This window comes from Vibrio cyclitrophicus, from assembly GCA_023206055.1.
In the GTDB taxonomy this organism is placed as follows: domain Bacteria; phylum Pseudomonadota; class Gammaproteobacteria; order Enterobacterales; family Vibrionaceae; genus Vibrio; species Vibrio cyclitrophicus_A.
On the sequence record CP065367.1, the window covers coordinates 1,403,819 to 1,423,406 of the forward strand.

The 19,588-nt window shown below is 44.5% G+C and carries 13 protein-coding genes; 8 read left to right on the forward strand and 5 right to left on the reverse strand.

Going from position 1 to position 19,588, the window contains the following annotated elements:
* Positions 1-164 precede the first annotated feature (164 nt).
* Complete coding sequence (locus ITG09_21835; GenBank protein ID UPR54026.1) at positions 165-989, reverse strand: AraC family transcriptional regulator; 825 nt, start codon at positions 987-989, stop codon at positions 165-167.
* A 737-nt stretch (positions 990-1,726) separates the two neighbouring features.
* On the opposite strand from ITG09_21835, the gene ITG09_21840 reads away from it, so the two are divergent.
* A complete protein-coding gene (locus tag ITG09_21840) occupies positions 1,727-2,446 on the forward strand; it encodes a helix-turn-helix transcriptional regulator (protein UPR54027.1) in 720 nt (239 codons plus the stop codon).
* 102 nt (positions 2,447-2,548) lie between these two features.
* Here ITG09_21840 and pdxH read toward each other — a convergent pair whose 3' ends face one another.
* On the reverse strand, positions 2,549-3,184 hold the full coding sequence (gene pdxH, locus ITG09_21845; protein ID UPR54028.1) for a pyridoxamine 5'-phosphate oxidase: 636 nt from the start codon (positions 3,182-3,184) through the stop codon (positions 2,549-2,551).
* A gap of 167 nt (positions 3,185-3,351) precedes the next feature.
* Between pdxH and ITG09_21850 the strand changes: the two genes are divergently transcribed.
* The 7 genes from ITG09_21850 (at position 3,352) to ITG09_21880 (ending at position 14,254) form a co-directional block, all read left to right on the forward strand.
* Positions 3,352-5,274 (forward strand): sensor histidine kinase, encoded by a 1,923-nt coding sequence (locus ITG09_21850; protein ID UPR54029.1) that lies wholly within the window; start codon positions 3,352-3,354, stop codon positions 5,272-5,274.
* A gap of 68 nt (positions 5,275-5,342) precedes the next feature.
* The gene (locus ITG09_21855; protein UPR55232.1) at positions 5,343-6,638 is read left to right on the forward strand and encodes a sigma-54-dependent Fis family transcriptional regulator; all 1,296 of its coding nucleotides are present in this window, start codon (positions 5,343-5,345) and stop codon (positions 6,636-6,638) included.
* A gap of 112 nt (positions 6,639-6,750) precedes the next feature.
* A complete protein-coding gene (locus ITG09_21860; protein ID UPR54030.1) occupies positions 6,751-8,142 on the forward strand; it encodes an HlyD family type I secretion periplasmic adaptor subunit in 1,392 nt (463 codons plus the stop codon).
* A gap of 59 nt (positions 8,143-8,201) precedes the next feature.
* A complete protein-coding gene (locus ITG09_21865; protein UPR54031.1) occupies positions 8,202-8,870 on the forward strand; it encodes a transglutaminase-like cysteine peptidase in 669 nt (222 codons plus the stop codon).
* Between the two features lie 5 nt (positions 8,871-8,875).
* Positions 8,876-10,786, forward strand: a complete 1,911-nt coding sequence (locus ITG09_21870) for an EAL domain-containing protein (protein ID UPR54032.1) — start codon at positions 8,876-8,878, stop codon at positions 10,784-10,786.
* An 18-nt stretch (positions 10,787-10,804) separates the two neighbouring features.
* Positions 10,805-12,919 carry a type I secretion system permease/ATPase gene (locus ITG09_21875; protein ID UPR54033.1) on the forward strand — a complete coding sequence of 705 codons (2,115 nt, stop codon included), beginning with the start codon at positions 10,805-10,807 and terminating at the stop codon, positions 12,917-12,919.
* Between the two features lie 130 nt (positions 12,920-13,049).
* A protein-coding gene (locus tag ITG09_21880) for an IS3 family transposase (protein UPR54034.1) occupies positions 13,050-14,254 on the forward strand; the annotation gives its coding sequence in 2 pieces (ribosomal slippage) (positions 13,050-13,437 and positions 13,437-14,254; 1,206 coding nt in all).
* Between the two features lie 86 nt (positions 14,255-14,340).
* Here the strand turns inward: ITG09_21880 and ITG09_21885 are convergent.
* From ITG09_21885 to ITG09_21895, 3 genes are all read right to left on the reverse strand, one after another.
* Complete coding sequence (locus ITG09_21885; protein UPR54035.1) at positions 14,341-16,011, reverse strand: DUF342 domain-containing protein; 1,671 nt, start codon at positions 16,009-16,011, stop codon at positions 14,341-14,343.
* A 408-nt stretch (positions 16,012-16,419) separates the two neighbouring features.
* Entirely contained in the window at positions 16,420-18,519 is a 2,100-nt protein-coding gene (locus tag ITG09_21890) for a tRNA(Met) cytidine acetyltransferase (protein UPR54036.1), read from the reverse strand.
* Between the two features lie 92 nt (positions 18,520-18,611).
* Entirely contained in the window at positions 18,612-19,586 is a 975-nt protein-coding gene (locus ITG09_21895) for a ParB/RepB/Spo0J family partition protein (protein UPR54037.1), read from the reverse strand.
* Positions 19,587-19,588 lie beyond the last annotated feature (2 nt).

Consider the following 19,588-nt stretch of genomic DNA (forward strand, 5'->3'; position numbering starts at 1 on the left):
ACACCCGGAATTAGCCCGGGATCTCTACAATGGCTGCAGTGTATTTAGAGTATATAAGGATTACTTGTCAAAAACTCCGAGTTTTTTGCTAAAAACTCGCTTTATTAACAAAACAAACACAAGGTCACATATGAAACTTTAAAATAATATGCCGTTTTGTTTTTTTATTTAACAGAAATTTGCTTTTTGTATTGAGATGGTGACATGCCTTGAAGGCGAGAAAAGGTGTGAGTAAAGGAAGATTGACCGGAGAAACCAGCCAACTCAGCGACCTGACCAAGGCTAAGATTCCCTTGTTCAATAAGGCGTCGAGAGCGGTCGATACGCTTACCTAAAACATATTGGTGTGGGGTAATGCCCATTTGATCTTTGAAGAGCATGTGGAACTGGCTTTCACCCAAGAACACACTGCCCGCCAATTGCGCCACAGAGATTTTGTTTGCTAAATGTTGCTCGATATAGCGATCCAACGCTTCTAGATCGAAACGCGAATCTTTAATCGAGGTTTCAAATGCCGAGATGTGTCTCTGTAACAGCGCAACCACCGTGTCATTGCACGCGCGGCTCAATAACAAATCATCAGGGCTCGCCTGCATCTCCTGCACTAACATGTGAATAAGCTTTTGAATTTGCGCATCTAATTGGAAATAGATGTTGGATGATGCCAGTTGGTTTATCTTCTCTAACATCAAAGGGTCATCATCACTCGGCATTGGCATATTGAGCACCAAGATATCCGACTGACCCACGACTCCACCGAAAGCATGATCAGAGCTAGCGGTAACCACACAACCCTGTCCAGGCCCAACCAGATTGCCTTTACCACTGACTTCAAATTCCGCCTGACCTTTTAAACCTATCACCACCTGAGAATAGTGGTGTTCATGACAATCCATATGCGATGGCAGTGTAATGATCTCTGCAGGGCGAGGGCCAGTAAGGCCTAGCGGGGACAAGTCTAGATTTGGAAAAGGTAAAGGTTTTGGCATGACAGCAAAATATTCAGGTCGACATACTAAGAATAATACTCTGAAATCTTCATAAGATGAATTTGTAAATGATCATCCGAGCTATTTCCTACCCTAGAGGCATGATCATCATTACGATCCTCTTGATCATGCCTCCGGAAAGATGATCAAGAGTGCACAAACTACGGCCATTGTAAAACCAATCGTTCCGGTGAGTTTAGGGGGATTCATAAGCAGTCATCCGGAAATTTAACTGCGTCATGGGAGCACCTTCAACCGCAGCGAACTATCTAAGATTCCGAGTATTGCGAGAGCTATAAGCGTTCGATTACTTGCTGAAGTTTTAAAATATTTACTCTAGGTTCTCAATTCTCACATTGAGCGGCGTTTATAGGGGAATTCCCCCCTTATGCATAAGCACTCCTAGGAGTAGATTCATCGACAGAGTAGTAAGTCACTCTGGGTATCTAACTGATGCCTCGGTTTAATTTGCATGACCCTCGTGAATTAAACTGAAAATCTTCTACATGTCGACAAGGCATATCTTGTCTTTGGCCAGCCCCTCTTCAGGCTGGCTTTTTTTTGTCTGTTTATCACCCTTTTCGTTTATCTATCCCGCGTGATTGAAGCAGTTCGTCAGTAATCCGTTTAACTAATATTCAACCCCAATTTTTGGTGTCGATTTCGGTCTCTAATTACCATTGCAGCGCTATAATAAACTGATATCATCGTTATACTTATAATTACGAGATAAAACTTTGCCAGATCAACTCAACTCCATACATCATTCTTTGTTCAAACAACTTCCAGGCTGCTGGGGTTGTAAAGATACTGACTCGGTTTTTGTATACGCAAATCTCGCTTACAACCAATTAATTGGGTTGATGCCGGGTGAAAGTTGCACTGGCTTAACCGATTTCGATATGCCGAGCCAAACAACCGAATGTGCGAAAGACTTCAGGGCTCAAGACAAACATGTGATGGATACACGCAGTACCCTTAAGATCCTCGATATTCACCCTTATCCAGACGGACGCTGGCACGCCCATATCTTTACCAAAACCCCTTGGCTTGATGATGACGACAAGGTGCAAGGCACGATTTTTTATGGCCAAGAGCTTACCGACACCGCGATCTTAGAGGTTGGTCATTGGGTTTGTCAGGCCACCGGAACAAAAGGCAATCAGGCATCGCTTGCGGGGTCAGAGCCGCGTGTGTCTAAACTGAAAAAGCGGCTGACTTCGAGAGAATCAGAGGTGCTGTTCTTACTGCTTTTCGGTAAGAAACCTCAGTACATTGCGTTGACGTTGAATATTTCAATCAAGACCGTCGAAGGACATGTCGCAAGGTTGAAGCAGAAGTTCGATGCACGCAGTAAGAGCCAGTTAATAGAGTATGCATTAGATTCAGGATTAGGCTCAGTGATCCCCGAAACTCTGCTCAAAAAACAGATTTCTGTTGTTCTGCACAGTGACTGATTGACTGTTCAACTGAAAATGCAGACAAAAAAATGCCGTTGATTTCATAAGTCTAATCAACGGCATTTTTGGATCTATTAAGCAGCTAAGCGATCAAGCAGCCTAAGGCGCTAGGCGATCAATATCCCAGCTGTTGTCTTGGCGAGAGAACAAGAAACGGTCGTGCAAGCGGTGTTCACCACCCTGCCAAAACTCAATGCTATCCACACGCACACGGAAACCACCCCAGAAAGAAGGCACAGGAATCTCTCCTTTAGCAAACTTCTGTTTAAGCTCTAGATACTTACCTTCTAAAATCCCACGAGCTGAGATGCGGCTACTCTGCTTACTTGCAATCGCGGCTAATTGGCTCTCTTTTGGACGTGACGAGAAGTACTTCATATTTTCCATAGCGGTCAGCTTTTCAGCCGTGCCCGTAATATGAACTTGTCGCTCAAGTGGGTGCCAAGGGAAGTGCAAACTGATTTTGCTGTTGTGCTCAAGTTGGTGCGCTTTACGGCTACCTAAGTTGGTGTAAAAAACTAACCCGTCTTTATCAACATTCTTCAGCAGAACAATGCGTTGGAATGGTTGACCGTTTTCATCAACCGTAGCAACTGTCATGGCAGTAGGGTCCGTCAACTTAGCTTCAATGGCTTGCTCTAGCCATAGATTGAATTGCTCAATCGGGTCTGCGGCCAAGTCTTTACGTCTCAATCCACCCTTAGCGTATTCGCGACGAATATCTGTCAGTTCCATTTGGTTGCTCCTTTCAATTTTTTTGTGATTTTGCGCTGTAATCCTTTGAAACACAAGTCTAAGCCATGGTTTTGTCTCACAGAAGGTTCTCTGTGTTAACAAGATCTCGGTACTCTATCCATCATATTGATAATCTTTATACAAACCGATTACAAGCTGAGATCCGAGTGACTAAAATACGGCCTAACCTAATGACGCCCTTTGTTTTATTCTCATTGTTATTGGGAGCTGCAGGGCTGACCGCAACCCACTTTATGGCAGTGCAATTCCAAGAAAAAATCGTCACTCAGCAACTCGATGAAGTGGCTAATAAAGCCAATCTACAAATCGACTCTGAATTGGACAAATTCAAACAGATCCCAGATTTACTCAGTCATGACCCACGTCTGCTTTCTTATTTTGACTCATCACCACAAACAGACAAGATCTCCGCTGAGCAGCTCAATCAATTACTATTTGAATGGTCGAATCAAAGCCAAGCCGACACTATCTATATTCATGACCCGAGCGGTACTGTGGTCGCTTCCAGTAATTACCAAAATCCTCGCACCTTTGTAGGCGAGAACTTCTGGTTTCGTCCCTACTTTGCATCTGCCATTCAAGGCAAAAACACACAATATGTTGCCCTAGGCGCCCGCTCGAATGTCCGAGGTTATTTTTTATCTTCACCGCTGTATGTTGAGAATGACATTGTTGGCGTCATTACCGTTAAAGTGAGTTTAGAAAACCTCGAAAACATCATAACTAGCGACGACTTTGAGATCGTAGTACTCGACTCGAACCAAGTGGTGTTTCTTTCAAGCCAAGCACCTTGGCTTTATCATTCCTTGTTGCCATTAACTCAGCAACAGCAGACCGATATCGCACTTCAACGCCAATACGGTCAGAGCGAAATTTCGATCATTGAAGCCTTTCGCTCTTTCAACTCTAAACAAGAGGTTAATAGCGCCGAGCATCCTAACGATATTCAACCAAATAGAGTGCAAAAGGAGCTCACAGCTAACCAATTATTTAAACTCGGGGCTTTCAATCTCTACCCAGCAACCGTCAGTAACAATCATTACCAAGTGGTCGCACTAAAAGAGACCAAAGCTGAGCTTATTAAAGTCTTGCAGATCGATGCCATCTTCGTTGTGATTTACAGCTTGGTGATGCTCATCGCTTGGTCGTGGCGCCAGACTTATCTCGCGAAAGTGGCGTTGACCCGACTCAACCAAAACCTGGAGCAAACCGTTGATAAACGTACCCACTACTTGAAGCAATCCAATCAACAACTGCAGCAAACCATCTTTCAATACCAAGAGTCCCAGTTGAAGTTGAAACAGACAGAACAAGAGCTCACCCAAACTGCGAAACTAGCGGTACTAGGAGAGCTGTCAGCCAGCATTAACCACGAAATCAACCAACCGCTTGCTGCTCTTCGAACCTACAGTGAAAACAGCTTAAAGCTACTTGAAATGGAACGAACCGATTTGGTGAAAAGCAATCTGGAGAAAATGATTGGCCTCAATAACACCATTACCGACATCATCGCGCGTCTTAAAGTTTTCACTCGCAAGGTCACCAAGCAAGAACATCACGTGGCAAACCTGCATCAATCGATTAACAACGCGACCAGTATTCTGAGCGCAGTGATGATCAAGAGAGGCATCACGCTAAGGCTAAGCACAGTGCCAGACGACATTAACATTGCGATTCATCCAACCGAACTCGAGCAAGTATTGGTGAACCTGATTCACAACGCGACTCAGGCACTTCAGCAGCAAGCGCTTGAACAGAAAATCTTGCAGGAGCAACAAAATCTGGAAAACGTAGACCAACAGGTCAGCCCACAGATAGGCATCGAATGGCAACTGCATCATGACTCTTGTCAGTTGGTCATTTGGGATAACGGAATTGGCATACCCGATGACAAACTAGAACAGCTATTCGACCCATTTTTTACCACCAAACCGGAAGGCTTAGGGCTAGGGCTTTCAATATCGAAACGGATTATTGAAGCGTATCACGGCACGATCAGAGCGAACCAATTAGAGCCTTCAGGCATGGTATTCTCGCTAAACATCCCGTTATATAACCATAAGGGCTAACACGCCGTTGTTATCGTTGATTAGAAAACGAATCTCACATACTGCTAAGGACTCGACTTTTGCACTCTATGCCTAAACTCTATTTTGTCGACGATGAACCCGCCATCCGAGACTCCGTAGAACAAGCCATGCTCATTGAAGGCATCGATATTATCTGCTTCCCAAATGCCGTTGAAGCGCTTAAAAAAATAGACGTCGCACAAGCAGGTATCGTGATTACCGATATCCACATGCCTGTAATGGACGGCATTCAATTAACGCAAAAGTTGTTGGGCCAGAATCCCAACTTTCAAATCATCGTGCTGACTGGGCATGGTGATGTGCAAACAGCGGTATCTGCGATGAAAGCCGGCGCCTACGATTTTCTGGAAAAACCATTTGTGGTCGATGCCCTACTCACTGCCGTAAAAAAAGCCGCAGATAAACTCGCACTGGTTGAAGAGAACAACCTACTGCGTAAAGAGTTGGCAATGCAGAATCAGGTTGGCCCAAAACTGATTGGGCAATCACCATCGATGCAGGCATTACGCCGAGAATTGATCACCCTAGATACCAAAACCAACCCACTTCTATTATTTGTTGGTGATTTAGGGACGGGGAAAAGGGTCACAGCACAATACACCCATGATTTACACAGTCATCAAACCGCGGAGCTTTGCCCTGTCGCAGCGTTTAATTTGCCACGCAGTGACGAAGCGACATTCCATCAGTTTGTTTTGCAACTGTTCTTGAAGCATCAGGGTGGAACGATCTATATCCATGAAACAGAAGCGTTAACTTCGCAACAATGGCTATGGTTAGCCGCTCTAAAACCCACTCTACTTCGTGAAAACTCATGCAAGACCAATACAACTTGTATCATTGTCGCAACTACAGTAGTTCCTACTACAATTATAGGTGAACTGCGCCGATTTAATTTATTACCCTTGGCGCAAAGAACAGAAGATATTGGCTCCTTGTTCAAACACTTTGCTCGCGGCGCAGCAAGTCGCTATCAGCTACCGCCGCCCGTTATTACAGAAAAAGAGATTCAACGACTCATTGCAACGCATTGGACTGAGAACATTCGCCAGCTTCGCCAACATGCCGAACTCAGAGTGCTGACTCAAATTAAGCAACCGTCGCTCGACAGCGATACTAACGAGAAAAATGACGACAATGAACTCGATATGAGCATTGAAGAGCAGCAACAGTCGTTAAACCAACGTACCGATAGCTTTGAACAAATTATCTTGATTGAGGCGCTACATCGACACCAAGGTCGTTTAAAAGAAGTACAACATGAGCTTCAGGTGTCGCGAAAAACGTTGTATGACAAACTCAGAAAGCACCAACTCGATAAAACGGATTTCAAGAATCGATGAGTCTTAAAAAATATATAAATTCAAAGATTTAAAGGAACAAAATCTTAACATTTATCAGAAGTAAGAATACACTCAATAGGCTTGCACTTTTATTTAGCGAACAAGGACTGTTATGAGTCAGAAAAATTTCAGCAAATTGAACGAGACCGAGCTTGAGTATGTCGATGATAAAACAGCGGCACTGCTCCTCAACACGCCCACCAGTGCGCGTATTATGTTGTGGGTGATCGTTCTGTTTTTTATTGCTGCTATTGCATGGTCTGCTTGGGCAGAGATCGACAAAGTTACCGTTGGCCAAGGCAAAGTGATCCCTTCTTCTCAGATCCAAGTGGTGCAAAACCTTGAAGGTGGCTTGGTGAAAGAGATCTTGGTGAAAGAAGGCCAACGCGTTCAAAAAGGCCAACAACTACTGTTAATCGATGACACTCGATTCCGTTCTGACTTCCGCGAACGTGAACAACAAGTCGCGAACTTAACCGCCAACGTGTTAATGCTTTCCGCTTCCCTGACCAGTGTCATCATCGACGAAGAATTCTCTGAAAAGGAGTGGAAGAAAAGTGTCACTCTCGATTATGGCAAGCTTGCCTTTCCACCTAAGTTCTATGAACTTCAACCTCGACTGGTTAATCGTCAAAAAGCAGAATATCGTCAAGATCTCAACAATCTAAGAAACCAACTTTCCGTTTTTGATCAACAAGTTGAACAGAAACAACAAGATCTAGTTGAGATTAAAGCGCGTGTTCGTAACCTAAAACAGAGCTACCAGTTTGCTCGCCAAGAACTGGATATCACCAAACCCCTCGCCGATGAAGGGGTGGTACCACGAATTGAATTACTTAAACTGCAAAGACAAGTGAACGACACTCGCCGAGAAATGACCTCAAGCGAGCTCAAAGTCCCCCTTCTACGTTCTGCCATCAAAGAATCTATGCTCAGTCGTATTGATGCCGCACTGAACTTCCGTTCCGAACAACAAGAAAAACTCAATCAAGCACAAGACAAGCTCTCTGCAATGACCGAATCGGCCGTTGGCCTTGAAGACCGAGTAAACCGTACCGTGGTGGTTTCTCCCGTAACCGGCACCGTTAAAACACTCGGCATTAATACTGTTGGTGGCGTTATCCAACCGGGTATGGACATCGTTGAGATTGTACCGACTGAAGACTCTCTATTGGTCGAAGCGAAAATCGCCCCGCAAGATATCGCTTTCCTACGCCCAGAATTGACTGCCATCGTTAAATTCAGTGCCTATGACTTCACTAAATACGGTGGTCTCGAAGGCGTGCTTGAGCACATCAGTGCCGATACCACTCAAGATGAAGAAGGCAACAGCTTCTACATCGTGCGTGTGCGTACCGAAAAGCACAATTTTGGACAGAACGAAGAGCTGCCGATCATTCCAGGTATGACGGCCTCTGTCGATATCATCACGGGCAAAAGAACCGTGCTTGAGTACATGTTGAAGCCACTATTAAGCGCTCAAAACAACGCACTAAAAGAGTAAGGACGTTTGATGTTTGATAACGCCTTTCAATACACAGCAAATAGACAAGAGCAGAGGCTATGAAGTCTCGGATTTCGCTATTGCTGCTGGTCCTCGCCTCTTTTACCTCTGGGGCGCTCAACAAGAGCGACCAACGGTGGATAGATGCGGTAACCAAAACCTACGGCGATAGAGCCGGAAAGCGCGTGGCAACGTGGCGCTCAAATATGACGTCATACGACGGATTAAGTGAAAAAGAGAAGCTCAGGTCGGTGAACCAGTTCTTCAACCAGATGTACTTTGTCGATGACAACATACTGTGGGGAAAGAATGACTACTGGGCAACACCACTGGAATTTTTAGGCAGCAACGCCGGTGATTGTGAAGACTTCACTATCGCAAAATACTTCTCTTTGCTTGAACTGGGCGTCCCAGATAAGAAATTACGATTAGTGTACGTAAAAGCACTTGAGTTAAACCAGTTCCACATGGTGTTGGCGTACTACTCAACACCGAGTGCAGATCCATTAATTTTGGACAACTTAAAACCTGAAATTAAACGCGGTTCCAAACGCCCAGATCTACGACCAATTTACAGTTTCAACGGTAAAAACCTTTGGTTGATCAAGTCAGCAGCAGGCAGCGGCAAGTTAGCAGGAAAATCTTCAAGATTGAGCTTATGGAACGACTTACGTTCACGTGAGCGCTCTCTAAAATTAAACAAACCCATTATCAATTACGATGAGTAGGTACAATGACTTTATATAAACAGCTTGTGGTCGGGATGGTTGCAGTGTTCATACTGCTGATGACGTCAGTTTTTATGATCGAATTCAATACCACCCGTGGATACTTAGAGGAGCAGCAACGCTCTGAGGTAAGTAATACCATTAATACTGTTGGACTGGCTCTCGCCCCTTACCTAGAAGAAAAGGACAAGGTGGCAGTGGAGTCTGTTATCAACGCCCTGTTTGATGGCAGTTCTTACTCCGTCGTGCGATTAATATTTCTCGACAACGGTGAAGACATTCTCCGCTCATACCCTGTAAAGCCAACTGGAGTACCAGAGTGGTTTACCAACCTAAACCTGTTCGAGCCTGTTCATGACCGCCGTGTAATCACCAGTGGCTGGATGCAACTGGCTGAAGTAGAGATCGTAAGTCACCCAGGTCCTGCCTACGATCAACTTTGGCAAGCATTCATCCGCTTACTGAGTATCTTTGGCACGATCTTCTTACTCGGTTTGGTGTCTATCTCTTGGATCCTTAAGCGCGCTTTACGCCCTCTCACGTTGATCATTACAAAGATGGATCAGATCGCCAAGAATCAGTTTGGCGAACCACTGGCTCGTCCAAAGACAAAAGATCTGACCTTAGTTGTCGATGGTATCAACCACATGTCGACTCAAGTTGAGCTGGCATTTAAGAACCAAGCGAAAGAAGCTCAGAAGTTACGGGAAAGAGCATATATCGACCCTGTATCTCAGCTAGGTAACCGTGCTTACTACATGTCTCAGTTAACTCAATGGTTAGAAGAGTCGAGCTTGGGTGGTTTAGCGGTACTTAAAGCCGAGTTTATTAGTGAAGAGTACGATGAAAAAGGCTACCAAGAAGGTGATGCCTTGGTTCATCAACTGGCAGAACAGCTGCAAGCTTCAATCTCATCACCAGATATCACCATCGCTCGTATTTCTAGTGACGAGTTCGGTTTCATCATGCCAAACATTGATGAGAGCGAACTGAAACTTGTCGCAAGCAGCATCGTGAACTGTATCCAGAGCCTAGGTTCAGACCCAACAGGTATGGCGAACCCACACATTGCACTGGGTGTGACCTACAGCAACACGCGTAAAACCAGTACCGAAATCATGTCGTTGGTGGATAACGCACTTTCAAGTGCTAAAGCGAACCGCGAGCTTGCTTACGGCTACGTAACCGCTGACGACCACGGTGCGGTAATGGGTAAGCAGCAATGGCGTATGTTGGTTGAAGAAGCGATCATCAACGACCTAGTCACCTTCCGTTTGCAAGCTGCAAACAACGCCTTCGGTAAAACATACCACCAAGAGGTGTTCTCTGCGATTGAGAAAGACGGTGTGCGTTACGGTGCTAACCAATACCTATACGCGCTAGAGCAGCTTGAAATGAGCCACATTCTCGACCAATACGTTATCGAGAAAATGATAGAAAAGCTTAATGCAAAAGAAGTAACCAGCCCTGTCGCTATCAATATTTCACCAAGCAGTATTTCTCAACCAAGCTTCATCCGTTGGATCGGTAAGACGCTTGAACAAAATGCTTCAATCGCTCATCAGTTGCACTTTGAGATTCCAGAAAACTGCTTCATCAACGTTCCACACTACACAGCACTCTTGTGTAACACTATTCGCAACGCTGAAGCGGTGTTTGGTGTCGATAACTATGGGCGTAACTTCCAATCGTTGGATTACATTAACGAATACCGTCCAAGTTATGTGAAGCTAGATTACCTATTCACACATAACCTTGATGACGAAAAACAGAAATTCACCTTAACGTCGATCTCTAGAACCGCTCACAACCTAGGCGTAACCACCATTGCGTCTCGAATAGAAACACAGACTCAGCTAGATATCCTGTCTGATAACTACGTAGAAGTGTTCCAAGGCTTCATTGTTGATAAATAGTTGTAAGGGTTATATCACATGCAAGATCCACTATTGAACTCACTGATCTACGTTAGCCGGTATTACGGGTTAGCTAACTCGCCCGAAGCGTTGATCAATGGGCTACCACTATCCGATGGAAAGCTAACCCCTTTCCTATTCCCTCGTTCCGCTGAACGAGCGGGGTTAGTGGCGAAAGAAAACCGTTCCGACCTAGAAAGCATCCCTCACCTTATTCTGCCTGCGGTTTTACTGCTTAAACAAGGCGAGGCATGTGTTCTTAATAGTATCGATTTAGAAAAACAAGAAGCCGAGATCATCACTGCGGAAAGCGGAATGGTACCAATTGTCATTCCCGTCGATGAACTGAAAGAACAGTTTATTGGCCGCTACTTCTTGGTAAAGAAACAGTTCCGCTATGATGAACGTTCACCAGAGGTTCTAAAAACACGCAAAGGTCATTGGTTTTGGAGCACCATTTGGGAATCTAAAAACATTTACCGAGATGTGTTGATTGCCTCCATTCTGATCAACATATTCGCAATTGCCGCGCCCATGTTCACTCGCTTGGTTTACGACAAAGTCGTCCCTAACCTTGCATTTGAAACCTTATGGGTATTGGCGAGTGGTATCTTTGTCGTCTTCCTCTTCGATCTGTTGTTAAAGCTGATGCGAAGCTACTTCATTGACGTTGCCGGTAAGAAATCCGATATTCTCATTTCCTCTAAGCTGTTCAGTAAAGTGCTAGGTATTCGTATGGAAGCAAAACCAGCTTCGGTCGGTGCTTTCGCTAAAAACTTGCAAGAGTTCGAATCCATTCGAGAATTCTTTACCTCTGCAACCATTGGCTCGCTGATCGACTTACCCTTCGCACTGATGTTCTTAGCGCTAATTTGGTTAATGGCCGGAAACCTTGTGTTCGTTCCCATTGCTGGCGTGGTCGTTCTGATCATCTATGCATTATTAATCCAAGGTCCACTGCGCCGTGCTATTGAAGAAGGCTCTCGCCTTGCATCTCAAAAATACGCAAACTTGATCGAGAGTTTGGCTGGGTTAGAAACCGTTAAACTGTTCAGCGCGCAAAGCCAATTCCAATTCCGTTGGGAAGAAGCCGTTGCTCACATGGCGAATTGGAATATCAAAAGCCGACGCATCACAGACAGCATCCAAAACACCGCCGGCTTTGTTCAGCAAAGTACTAACGTAGGTATGATCATTTTTGGTGTGTACTTAATTGCGGAAGGTGAACTGACGATGGGTGGCTTGATCGCTGCGACCATGTTGAGTGGCCGAGCTATTGGTCCTCTTGTTCAGCTGTCGCTACTTTCGACTCGTTACAACCAAGCAAAATCATCGATGACGTTGATTGAGCAAGTCATGTCGATGCCGGATGAACAGGAAGAAGGTAAGCGCTACATCCACCGTCCGATTATTCAAGGTCATATCGCGCTAGATAAAGTGACGTTCCACTACCCTGATTCACCAGTCGCTTCTATCAGAGACTTAACGCTGCATATTAAACCTGGTGAAAAGGTGGCGATCATCGGCCGAATTGGTTCAGGTAAAACGACTCTAGAGCGCCTGATTATGGGCCTGTACAAGCCCACAGAAGGCCACGTACGCATTGATGACACCGATATGGAACAACTGCATCATGTCGACGTACGACGCAATATAGGCTGTGTGCCGCAAGACAGTAACCTGTTCTACGGTTCGGTAAGAGACAACATTACTTTAGGTCGCCCTTTGGTGGACGACCGTGATGTGATGGATGCAGCTAACCGTGCTGGCGTTACCGCGTTTACTCAGCAAGATCCGGCAGGTTTAGAACGCCAAGTGGGTGAAGGTGGTGCTTTGCTGTCTGGTGGTCAACGCCAGTCAATTGCCATTGCCAGAGCCTTCCTAGGCCGTCCGCCAGTGCTATTGATGGATGAACCGACCAGTGCTATGGATAACCGTTCAGAGATGCACATCAAGCACCAGCTTAACCAATTGCTTCCAAGCGAGACGTTAATTCTGATCACACACAAAACGTCGATGTTGGACATTGTCGATCGAGTGATTGTGATGGAGAAAGGCTGCATCATTGCCGACGGTCCTAAAGCACAGGTTCTTTCAGACCTCAAACAAGGTAAAGTAAGAGCGGTGAGCTAACTTAAAACACTGGCTCAAAACAGCAAAAATCATAGAAACCAAAAAGGGGGAGCATCAGCTCCCCTTTTTTTTTATTTTGTACCGTCCTAAATATGGTTGACACATTTCCAACATGAAATTGGAGAGTGTCATGAAAACAACAAGTAGACGTACTCAGCGAGATTATTCTCTTGCCTTTAAATTGTCAGTCGTAAGCCAAGTTGAAAAAGGCGAAATGACTTATAAGCAAGCTCAAGAACGTTATGGGATCCAAGGTCGCTCTACCGTTTTAGTTTGGCTTCGCAAACATGGTCAACTAGATTGGTCTAAAGGAATAGAACAATCGAGAGCGTTAGGAGCGACTATGTCAAACTCTTCCTCAACTCAAACCCCAGAGCAACGAATCAAAGAACTCGAGCAGCAATTAGAAGAGACTCAGCTCAAAGCTGAGTTCTTTGAAGCGGTTGTAAAAGTCATGGATCGAGATTTCGGAGTCCGAATCTCAAAGAAGCGCAAGGCCGAGTTATTAAGGAAAAAACGGTTAGAAAGTTGACCGTCACTAAAGCTTGTCACTTCATAGGTATTACACGACAAGCTTTCTACAAACGCTGTGTTGCAGAAATTCATCAGGCAAAGAAAGATGAATCCGTACTCGGTTTTGTGAAGGAGCAAAGGATGATGCACCCTCGTATAGGAACTCGTAAGCTCAAGTACTTACTTGCTCAGAACGATATTGAAATCGGGCGAGACCGCTTATTCTCTCTGCTGAGAATGAATCGATTATTAGTGCAGAATCGAAGGGCTTATCATCGAACCACCAACAGTAATCATCGCTTTTACTGCCATCCAAATCGAATCAAAGAAGGCTTAATACCGGAAAGACCAGAGCAATTATGGGTTGCCGATATTACTTATCTAGCAACGCGGTGTGGTAGTACTTATCTCAGTTTAGTGACGGACGCTTACTCAAGAAAAATCGTGGGCTATCACATAGGTAATGATATGAAAGCTCGCACGGTCAAGCTGGCCTTTTTTAACGCGTTGAAAGAGCGGAAGAATACAGGTGAGCTTGTCCATCACTCAGATCGAGGTGTTCAATATTGCTCTGTGGAATACCAAGAGTTGCATCGACAGTATGGTGTATCTTGCTCAATGACTGATGGCTATGACTGTTATCAGAATGCGTTGGCAGAGAGGATCAACGGAATATTGAAGATGGAGTATCTGTTGAATAAACCGAATGATTTAGATGAAGCAAAGAAAATGGTCGCCGAATCAGTAAAAATCTATAATGAATATAGGCCTCACACAGCTCTAAAATACAAAACGCCCGATGAAATACATCGAGCGTTTTAGTCAATCAAGTGTCAACCCATATCAGGACGGGTCATTTGTCAGTCTTGGCATTTAGGCCATGCATCGCTTTATCTTATCAAGACAAACTACAAAGCAATGTCTTCTTGTTCCATCTTAAACGAACACTGAATCTCATATTGGTTGAACGAGAAAACGCTTCCGCCGTGGGTTCGTTTGGTTGTCACCGTTTCATCACCAAATTGAATCGTCACTCGGGTATACACTTTTTCGTGCGCCTCAACAATGCACTCGGCGAGGTTGGTTTCAAACTCCGCCTCTAGCGTATCTAATTGTGATTTGGTGTTTTCAATAGCGAAGTTGTTCTTTTCTCGTTGTTGTTCTATCTCCAACGCTTGCTCTTCGCTTCTCTCTGCTTTCGGGCGCTTCTTAAATTCTAACTCTTGGCGAATCACACCCATGGTTTGCTCTTGAGTGTGTTTATAAGTTTCCTTCAACTCCGCTATCTTTTGTCGGTAGCCATTGTAGCGTGCAAAACCATGTACCTTGGTTGCAGTGTCTCCCTCAACACCTAAGAAGACGCATTCTACTTTTCCGCCGACTTTGGCTTCACCACCGCTGAGCGTGCCATGCTTTTTCAAACTATCCATTACGACAAGATTGTTTCCACAGCGAATGTCGTTACTCATGCTATGCACGCCAAGTCGAATGTCACCGGCGGTTTGCAGTTCTGCATTCTGAGCGTAGCTCGCAGTAATTGAACCTTTACTGAATACCTTACAGCTTTTCGCCTCACCCTCTTTGGTGGTGTGGCCGATAATACCTTTCGCGACTTTAATGTCACCTTGAGCCTGCACTTCGGCCGATTCAATAAAACCACCCACCGTAATACTGCCAGTCGCTTTCACAATCATCCCCGGCTCGATGTTGCCAGAGACAAAAACATTACCTTTGAATTTAACGTGCCCAGTTGAGACATCAACGTTGCTTACACATAAGGCGTCATCTACTTCAATGGTTCGGTCTTTAATGATGGGCAATCCCGGGTATGAGGCGAGTAATAAATTTGGATCTTCAGGAGAGATGTAGGTGCCCTTTCCAGGCTTAATTAAACTATCTTGTCCTGGAAGCGGTGGGATAATTCGGCCTTGGACGGTAAAGCCAGCGATGCCTTTGGTTGCTGGAGTACGTTTCATTAAGTGATCATTTTGACCAACAGTGATGGTTTGTCCCAAGTCTCGCATATCAATCTTGCCTTCGTCTTTGCTGCGAGGCTTCAAGACTTGGCGTGTAATATCTTCAACCAAAGCGGCAAACTTAGCATCTTTACCTTTTATTGGTTGTGTCCCTTTAGCGACGGGCTGAGTAAACTTTTCGCCAGGCTTAAGTTTACTACTCATCATCAGAACCTTTCTGAGCGCTAACTTATTTATTCCTTTTGTTATTTGAGCTTGAGATAAACACTGGATGATGTCGCTGCCACGCAGTGGGTGTCCATTATGTGGACCAGTGACCACGAGACTCGCCAACATCTCATCATCAGACAGTTCGACCGCAACACTGGCATTTCGAACTTCGGCAATCAAGATTCCTTCATAAGCTTCACCCTTACCTTCTTTAGCAAGAGTAACGAAACGCAAAACCTCTTCTTCGAAAAGAAAATAGTTTGATGCATTCAAAGCTTCCAAGGTTGGTGGCAGCGTCTTGTTATCAAAGCTTGCATCAACCACAGTCCCGGTTGGCAGACATGCCATTACTTGTTGCTTGTCTTCCGACAATGTAACGATGTTATCCCACATTCGAATTGAGTATCCCTAATGACTCAGTTGTTATTCAGTCTATATAATTCATTCTGCGCTGAGTATCACATTATTAGAATAATCAGCGTCACATCACTTACTTTCGATTCTGCAAACATGACTCATAAATAAGACTCACACATTTTATCATCTGCTTCGCCTTTACAAATACATAGATGATTTTTTCAATATATTTCGTGCGATTGAATGTTGATTCGATGTTAGGACAAATTAGTACTTTAAAAGATCAAAGACTGTCGTGGAGAGAGATAATAGAAGTGATAAAGCTGATAATCAGGGAGAAAACAGATATCGATATGGAGCTTCAGTTTACAGTGTAAATCCAAGATTCTAATTTACACTGTAAATCTAATTTGTAGCGGTCGGTCTATTTTAATGATGGCCTGTCTATTTACACTGTAAATTTGTTAGCAAAGCATCGATATCTTTACGAAACTGAATCTCTGCTTGTTTTCGACCAACAAGATTAAACTGTTCGATACAAGTCCCCCATTCTTTCTGCTGCACGACCTTTGCGATGAGTAAGTCAGAAATACCTATGTCTCGATCATTACTGAATAGAATCAAGTTCAATACAGTGAAGCTAATCGCATCATAACTGTTTCCACCGCTCACGTAATTTCTAACTAACTGAGCTTCAAACTCGCTAACCGTTTGAACACTCTTTGGCAGCAGTGCTCGCACCATATCGGTTTCAAGTGAAACCAAAGAACCTGAAACAAGAAAACAGTAGCTGCGCTCGAAGTGATTTTGAACTTGGTTTATCCAGCTTTGAGAGTTTGAATTAAGCGCCTTAACCATCAGAACCGAGTGACAGCCACTTGCCTGGTCGCGCTGGTGGCCTATGTGCACAGCCTCGAATTCGCTACCACGCCAAAAAGAAATCAATTCGCTGGTCGCGCCAAAGCTTGTCGCTAAATAATCTGCTTGGCCAGTTTGCTTTGATAACTGCCCCAACATCCAACGGCCAATACCCAAACCTTGATGACGCGTTGAAACAGCAATGCGCATAACTCGAAGGCAACGACTGGTCGCCGCCTGAGTACAGCCAAATTGGTTAGCCAGTAATACAGGAGCAAGATGACCTTGAGGCCTACGTTTCCCAAGTTGAATTTGAGCAATCAACTCGCTATCCAAACCACCCTCTTCCGTTACCAACATACAACCTAAGCATTCGTCTTTATGCCAAGCTCCATACAAACGGATTGCTGGATTGTTGAGAAACTGCATTAAGTCATTTGGCGATGTCTGATAGTGCGCGTCCACAAGAAGAGAGAAACATTGTTGTAGCTGCGCAGGATTAGCCAAGCATTCTACTTTTGATAACTCGACCAAGTTTAATTGGTTGATTACTTCACCGGAACAGCCATCGAGTTCACGAACCGCCAATTCACTGAGTGATGCGTCATTACCAAGTAAAAAGCAATCAAACAACCAAGCCTCTAGCGGATCGTTGTTATTCCAACGAATCGGTTGTTCGAGCTTAATTCCTTTCCACCCCGGACGATGCTCAGAAAGCCAAGACTCAAACTTAATACCGAACCCTCGTCCGCTGCCTTCGTAGCCGTGTACCGTGGTTGAAAAAACCATACGGTGATAGATATCGACCATGGATTTGAGCATTGGAATGGGAATTGCAGCCGCTTCATCAACTAATAACAAATCGCAATCTGGCTTGGATTTAAGTAAATCATCTGGTGCGACAAATCTTAGGCTACCGCCTTGATGAAAAATGTGAGTAGCATTGATAACTTCACAAGGTTGTAAACGCTGCCTTGCGTGAGCAAATACCGGCTCAACCGCTTTAACAGAAGGTGCGGTAACAATGATATTAAGCCCGTGCCGTTCAACCAAAAGATCCGCTGCTGCGATACCTAAGGTCGAGCTTTTTCCACGGCCTCTGTCTGCCTTAAGAATCAAAGGACGCTTTCGATGTCCAGAGACGACTTTCTTAACTAACTCAATTGCTGTCTTTTGTTGTTCAAATCTATCAAAACAAGTAGGTTGGGTTAATTCATCAGGCAAAGAATTACGAGTATAGAGTTGTGTTAGCTGTTCATCGTCTTGTGAAACAGAAAACAGTTTGGCGAAGTTGGACGCTAACCAACGTTTTCCAAAAGTAGAATTCAAACCCTCTTCAGATTTATCTGATTTGGGCGGGATAACCAACAACAAACCGCCACCGACTAACGCCCCCAGTGCCGCACTAAAACTGTTGGCATCAAACTGCTCTCTAAAATCACAAACAAGAAGTTGGCATTCTCGACCTAAGAGTTGTTGTCCCTTTTTAACCGGAACATGTATTACCGATTGAAAAGGTGAACCACCAATCTGGAAAATTTTTTGTGCTGAAGAGACATCAAGAAAACTTTGAATCGTGGCGTCTTGCCAATCACTATCACCAGAAAAGGCAACACCGTAACGGTGCTGGTTATGCTCTGCAGTTTGGGAAAGAGTATTTAGAAAGGTGTTTGTTGGGTTCGTCATAATTAGCGTCCAGATTCATCTAAACACAGTTTATCACAGCCAAATAAAAAGCCGCATAAAGCGGCTTTAGAGTCATTCGATAGTTTGAAAACTTAATCGAGTTTTGATTGAACGAAGTTTAAGATTTCTTGCATCGTCGCATCATCCACTTTTTTAAGATTCAAAGCTAGGTTTGAACCTTTACGGCTATAAGACGCACGACCTTTGATAAGCTCAACTTTTGGAGAACCTTTCTTCGCTGGCGCAGGAGCCATTTCAAGAATCCAACCTTCCAAAGTTTCGGTCACGTCTTTCGTTAAACGCGTTACACCTTGCGCTTCACTACGCTGCCATACAAAACCTTCAGAAGCATCACACTTAGTCAGTAATGTTTGTTGTTGCTCGCTAGTAAGGCCACCAAATTGTTTGTGTAGCTTAACGATGGTTGGACGACCAAGGTCGCTAACATTTGGGTAAGCTTGTAGCAATTCAAGTGGTAAAGCGGCCGCTTTCAATGCACCACTCACCAAAGCTTCACTGCACTGGAACATTTTTGCTAGTGCTTTCTGGTCTTCAGCTTCGCCTTTATCCAGTTTCGCTTGCATCTCTTTACCCTTCTCATAAAGAGAAAGTGGCTTATGAGCGTTAGCAACGTCTGATAGGAACTTAGCATGTTCGCCGTTAATGTTTTCCGCTACGTAAATTAGGAACTCTTTGTCCGCTAAAATACATGACATACGACGACGGCTACCATCAAGAACTTCAATCTTGCCGTCTTTATTCTTACGGCCGACCGCTGGATATTGCTGACCGCGTTCTTTTAACGTAGTCAGAACATCAGAAAGAGCGTGTTCATTTAAGAAAGATTGCTCACGAGCATTATCTTCAAAAACAACCGTTCGAGTTGCAACATCAGCCGCAGGAATTCGAACCAATTCAAATGAAACCAGCTCTTCACCCGCAACAGAAAGCTCAATCACTTGAGCCTGTTCTTTTGCTGCCGTTTGCGCTTCTTGTGGTGTTGCTACGCGGCGTTTATTTGCTTTACCAAATAGCTTTGCATTTAAGTCAGATGTTTTAATTGCCATTT

Bases quoted from the DNA above. Each gene is read 5' to 3' on its own strand.
- ITG09_21855 (UPR55232.1), top strand. From the start codon at position 5,343: ATGCCTAAACTCTATTTTGTCGACGATGAACCCGCCATCCGAGACTCC.
- ITG09_21835 (UPR54026.1), bottom strand. From the start codon at position 989: ATGCCAAAACCTTTACCTTTTCCAAATCTAGACTTGTCCCCGCTAGGC.
- ITG09_21885 (UPR54035.1), bottom strand. From the start codon at position 16,011: ATGTGGGATAACATCGTTACATTGTCGGAAGACAAGCAACAAGTAATG.
- ITG09_21875 (UPR54033.1), top strand. From the start codon at position 10,805: ATGCAAGATCCACTATTGAACTCACTGATCTACGTTAGCCGGTATTAC.
- pdxH (UPR54028.1), bottom strand. From the start codon at position 3,184: ATGGAACTGACAGATATTCGTCGCGAATACGCTAAGGGTGGATTGAGA.
- ITG09_21870 (UPR54032.1), top strand. From the start codon at position 8,876: ATGACTTTATATAAACAGCTTGTGGTCGGGATGGTTGCAGTGTTCATA.
- ITG09_21865 (UPR54031.1), top strand. From the start codon at position 8,202: ATGAAGTCTCGGATTTCGCTATTGCTGCTGGTCCTCGCCTCTTTTACC.
- ITG09_21890 (UPR54036.1), bottom strand. From the start codon at position 18,519: ATGACGAACCCAACAAACACCTTTCTAAATACTCTTTCCCAAACTGCA.
- ITG09_21860 (UPR54030.1), top strand. From the start codon at position 6,751: ATGAGTCAGAAAAATTTCAGCAAATTGAACGAGACCGAGCTTGAGTAT.
- ITG09_21895 (UPR54037.1), bottom strand. From the start codon at position 19,586: ATGGCAATTAAAACATCTGACTTAAATGCAAAGCTATTTGGTAAAGCA.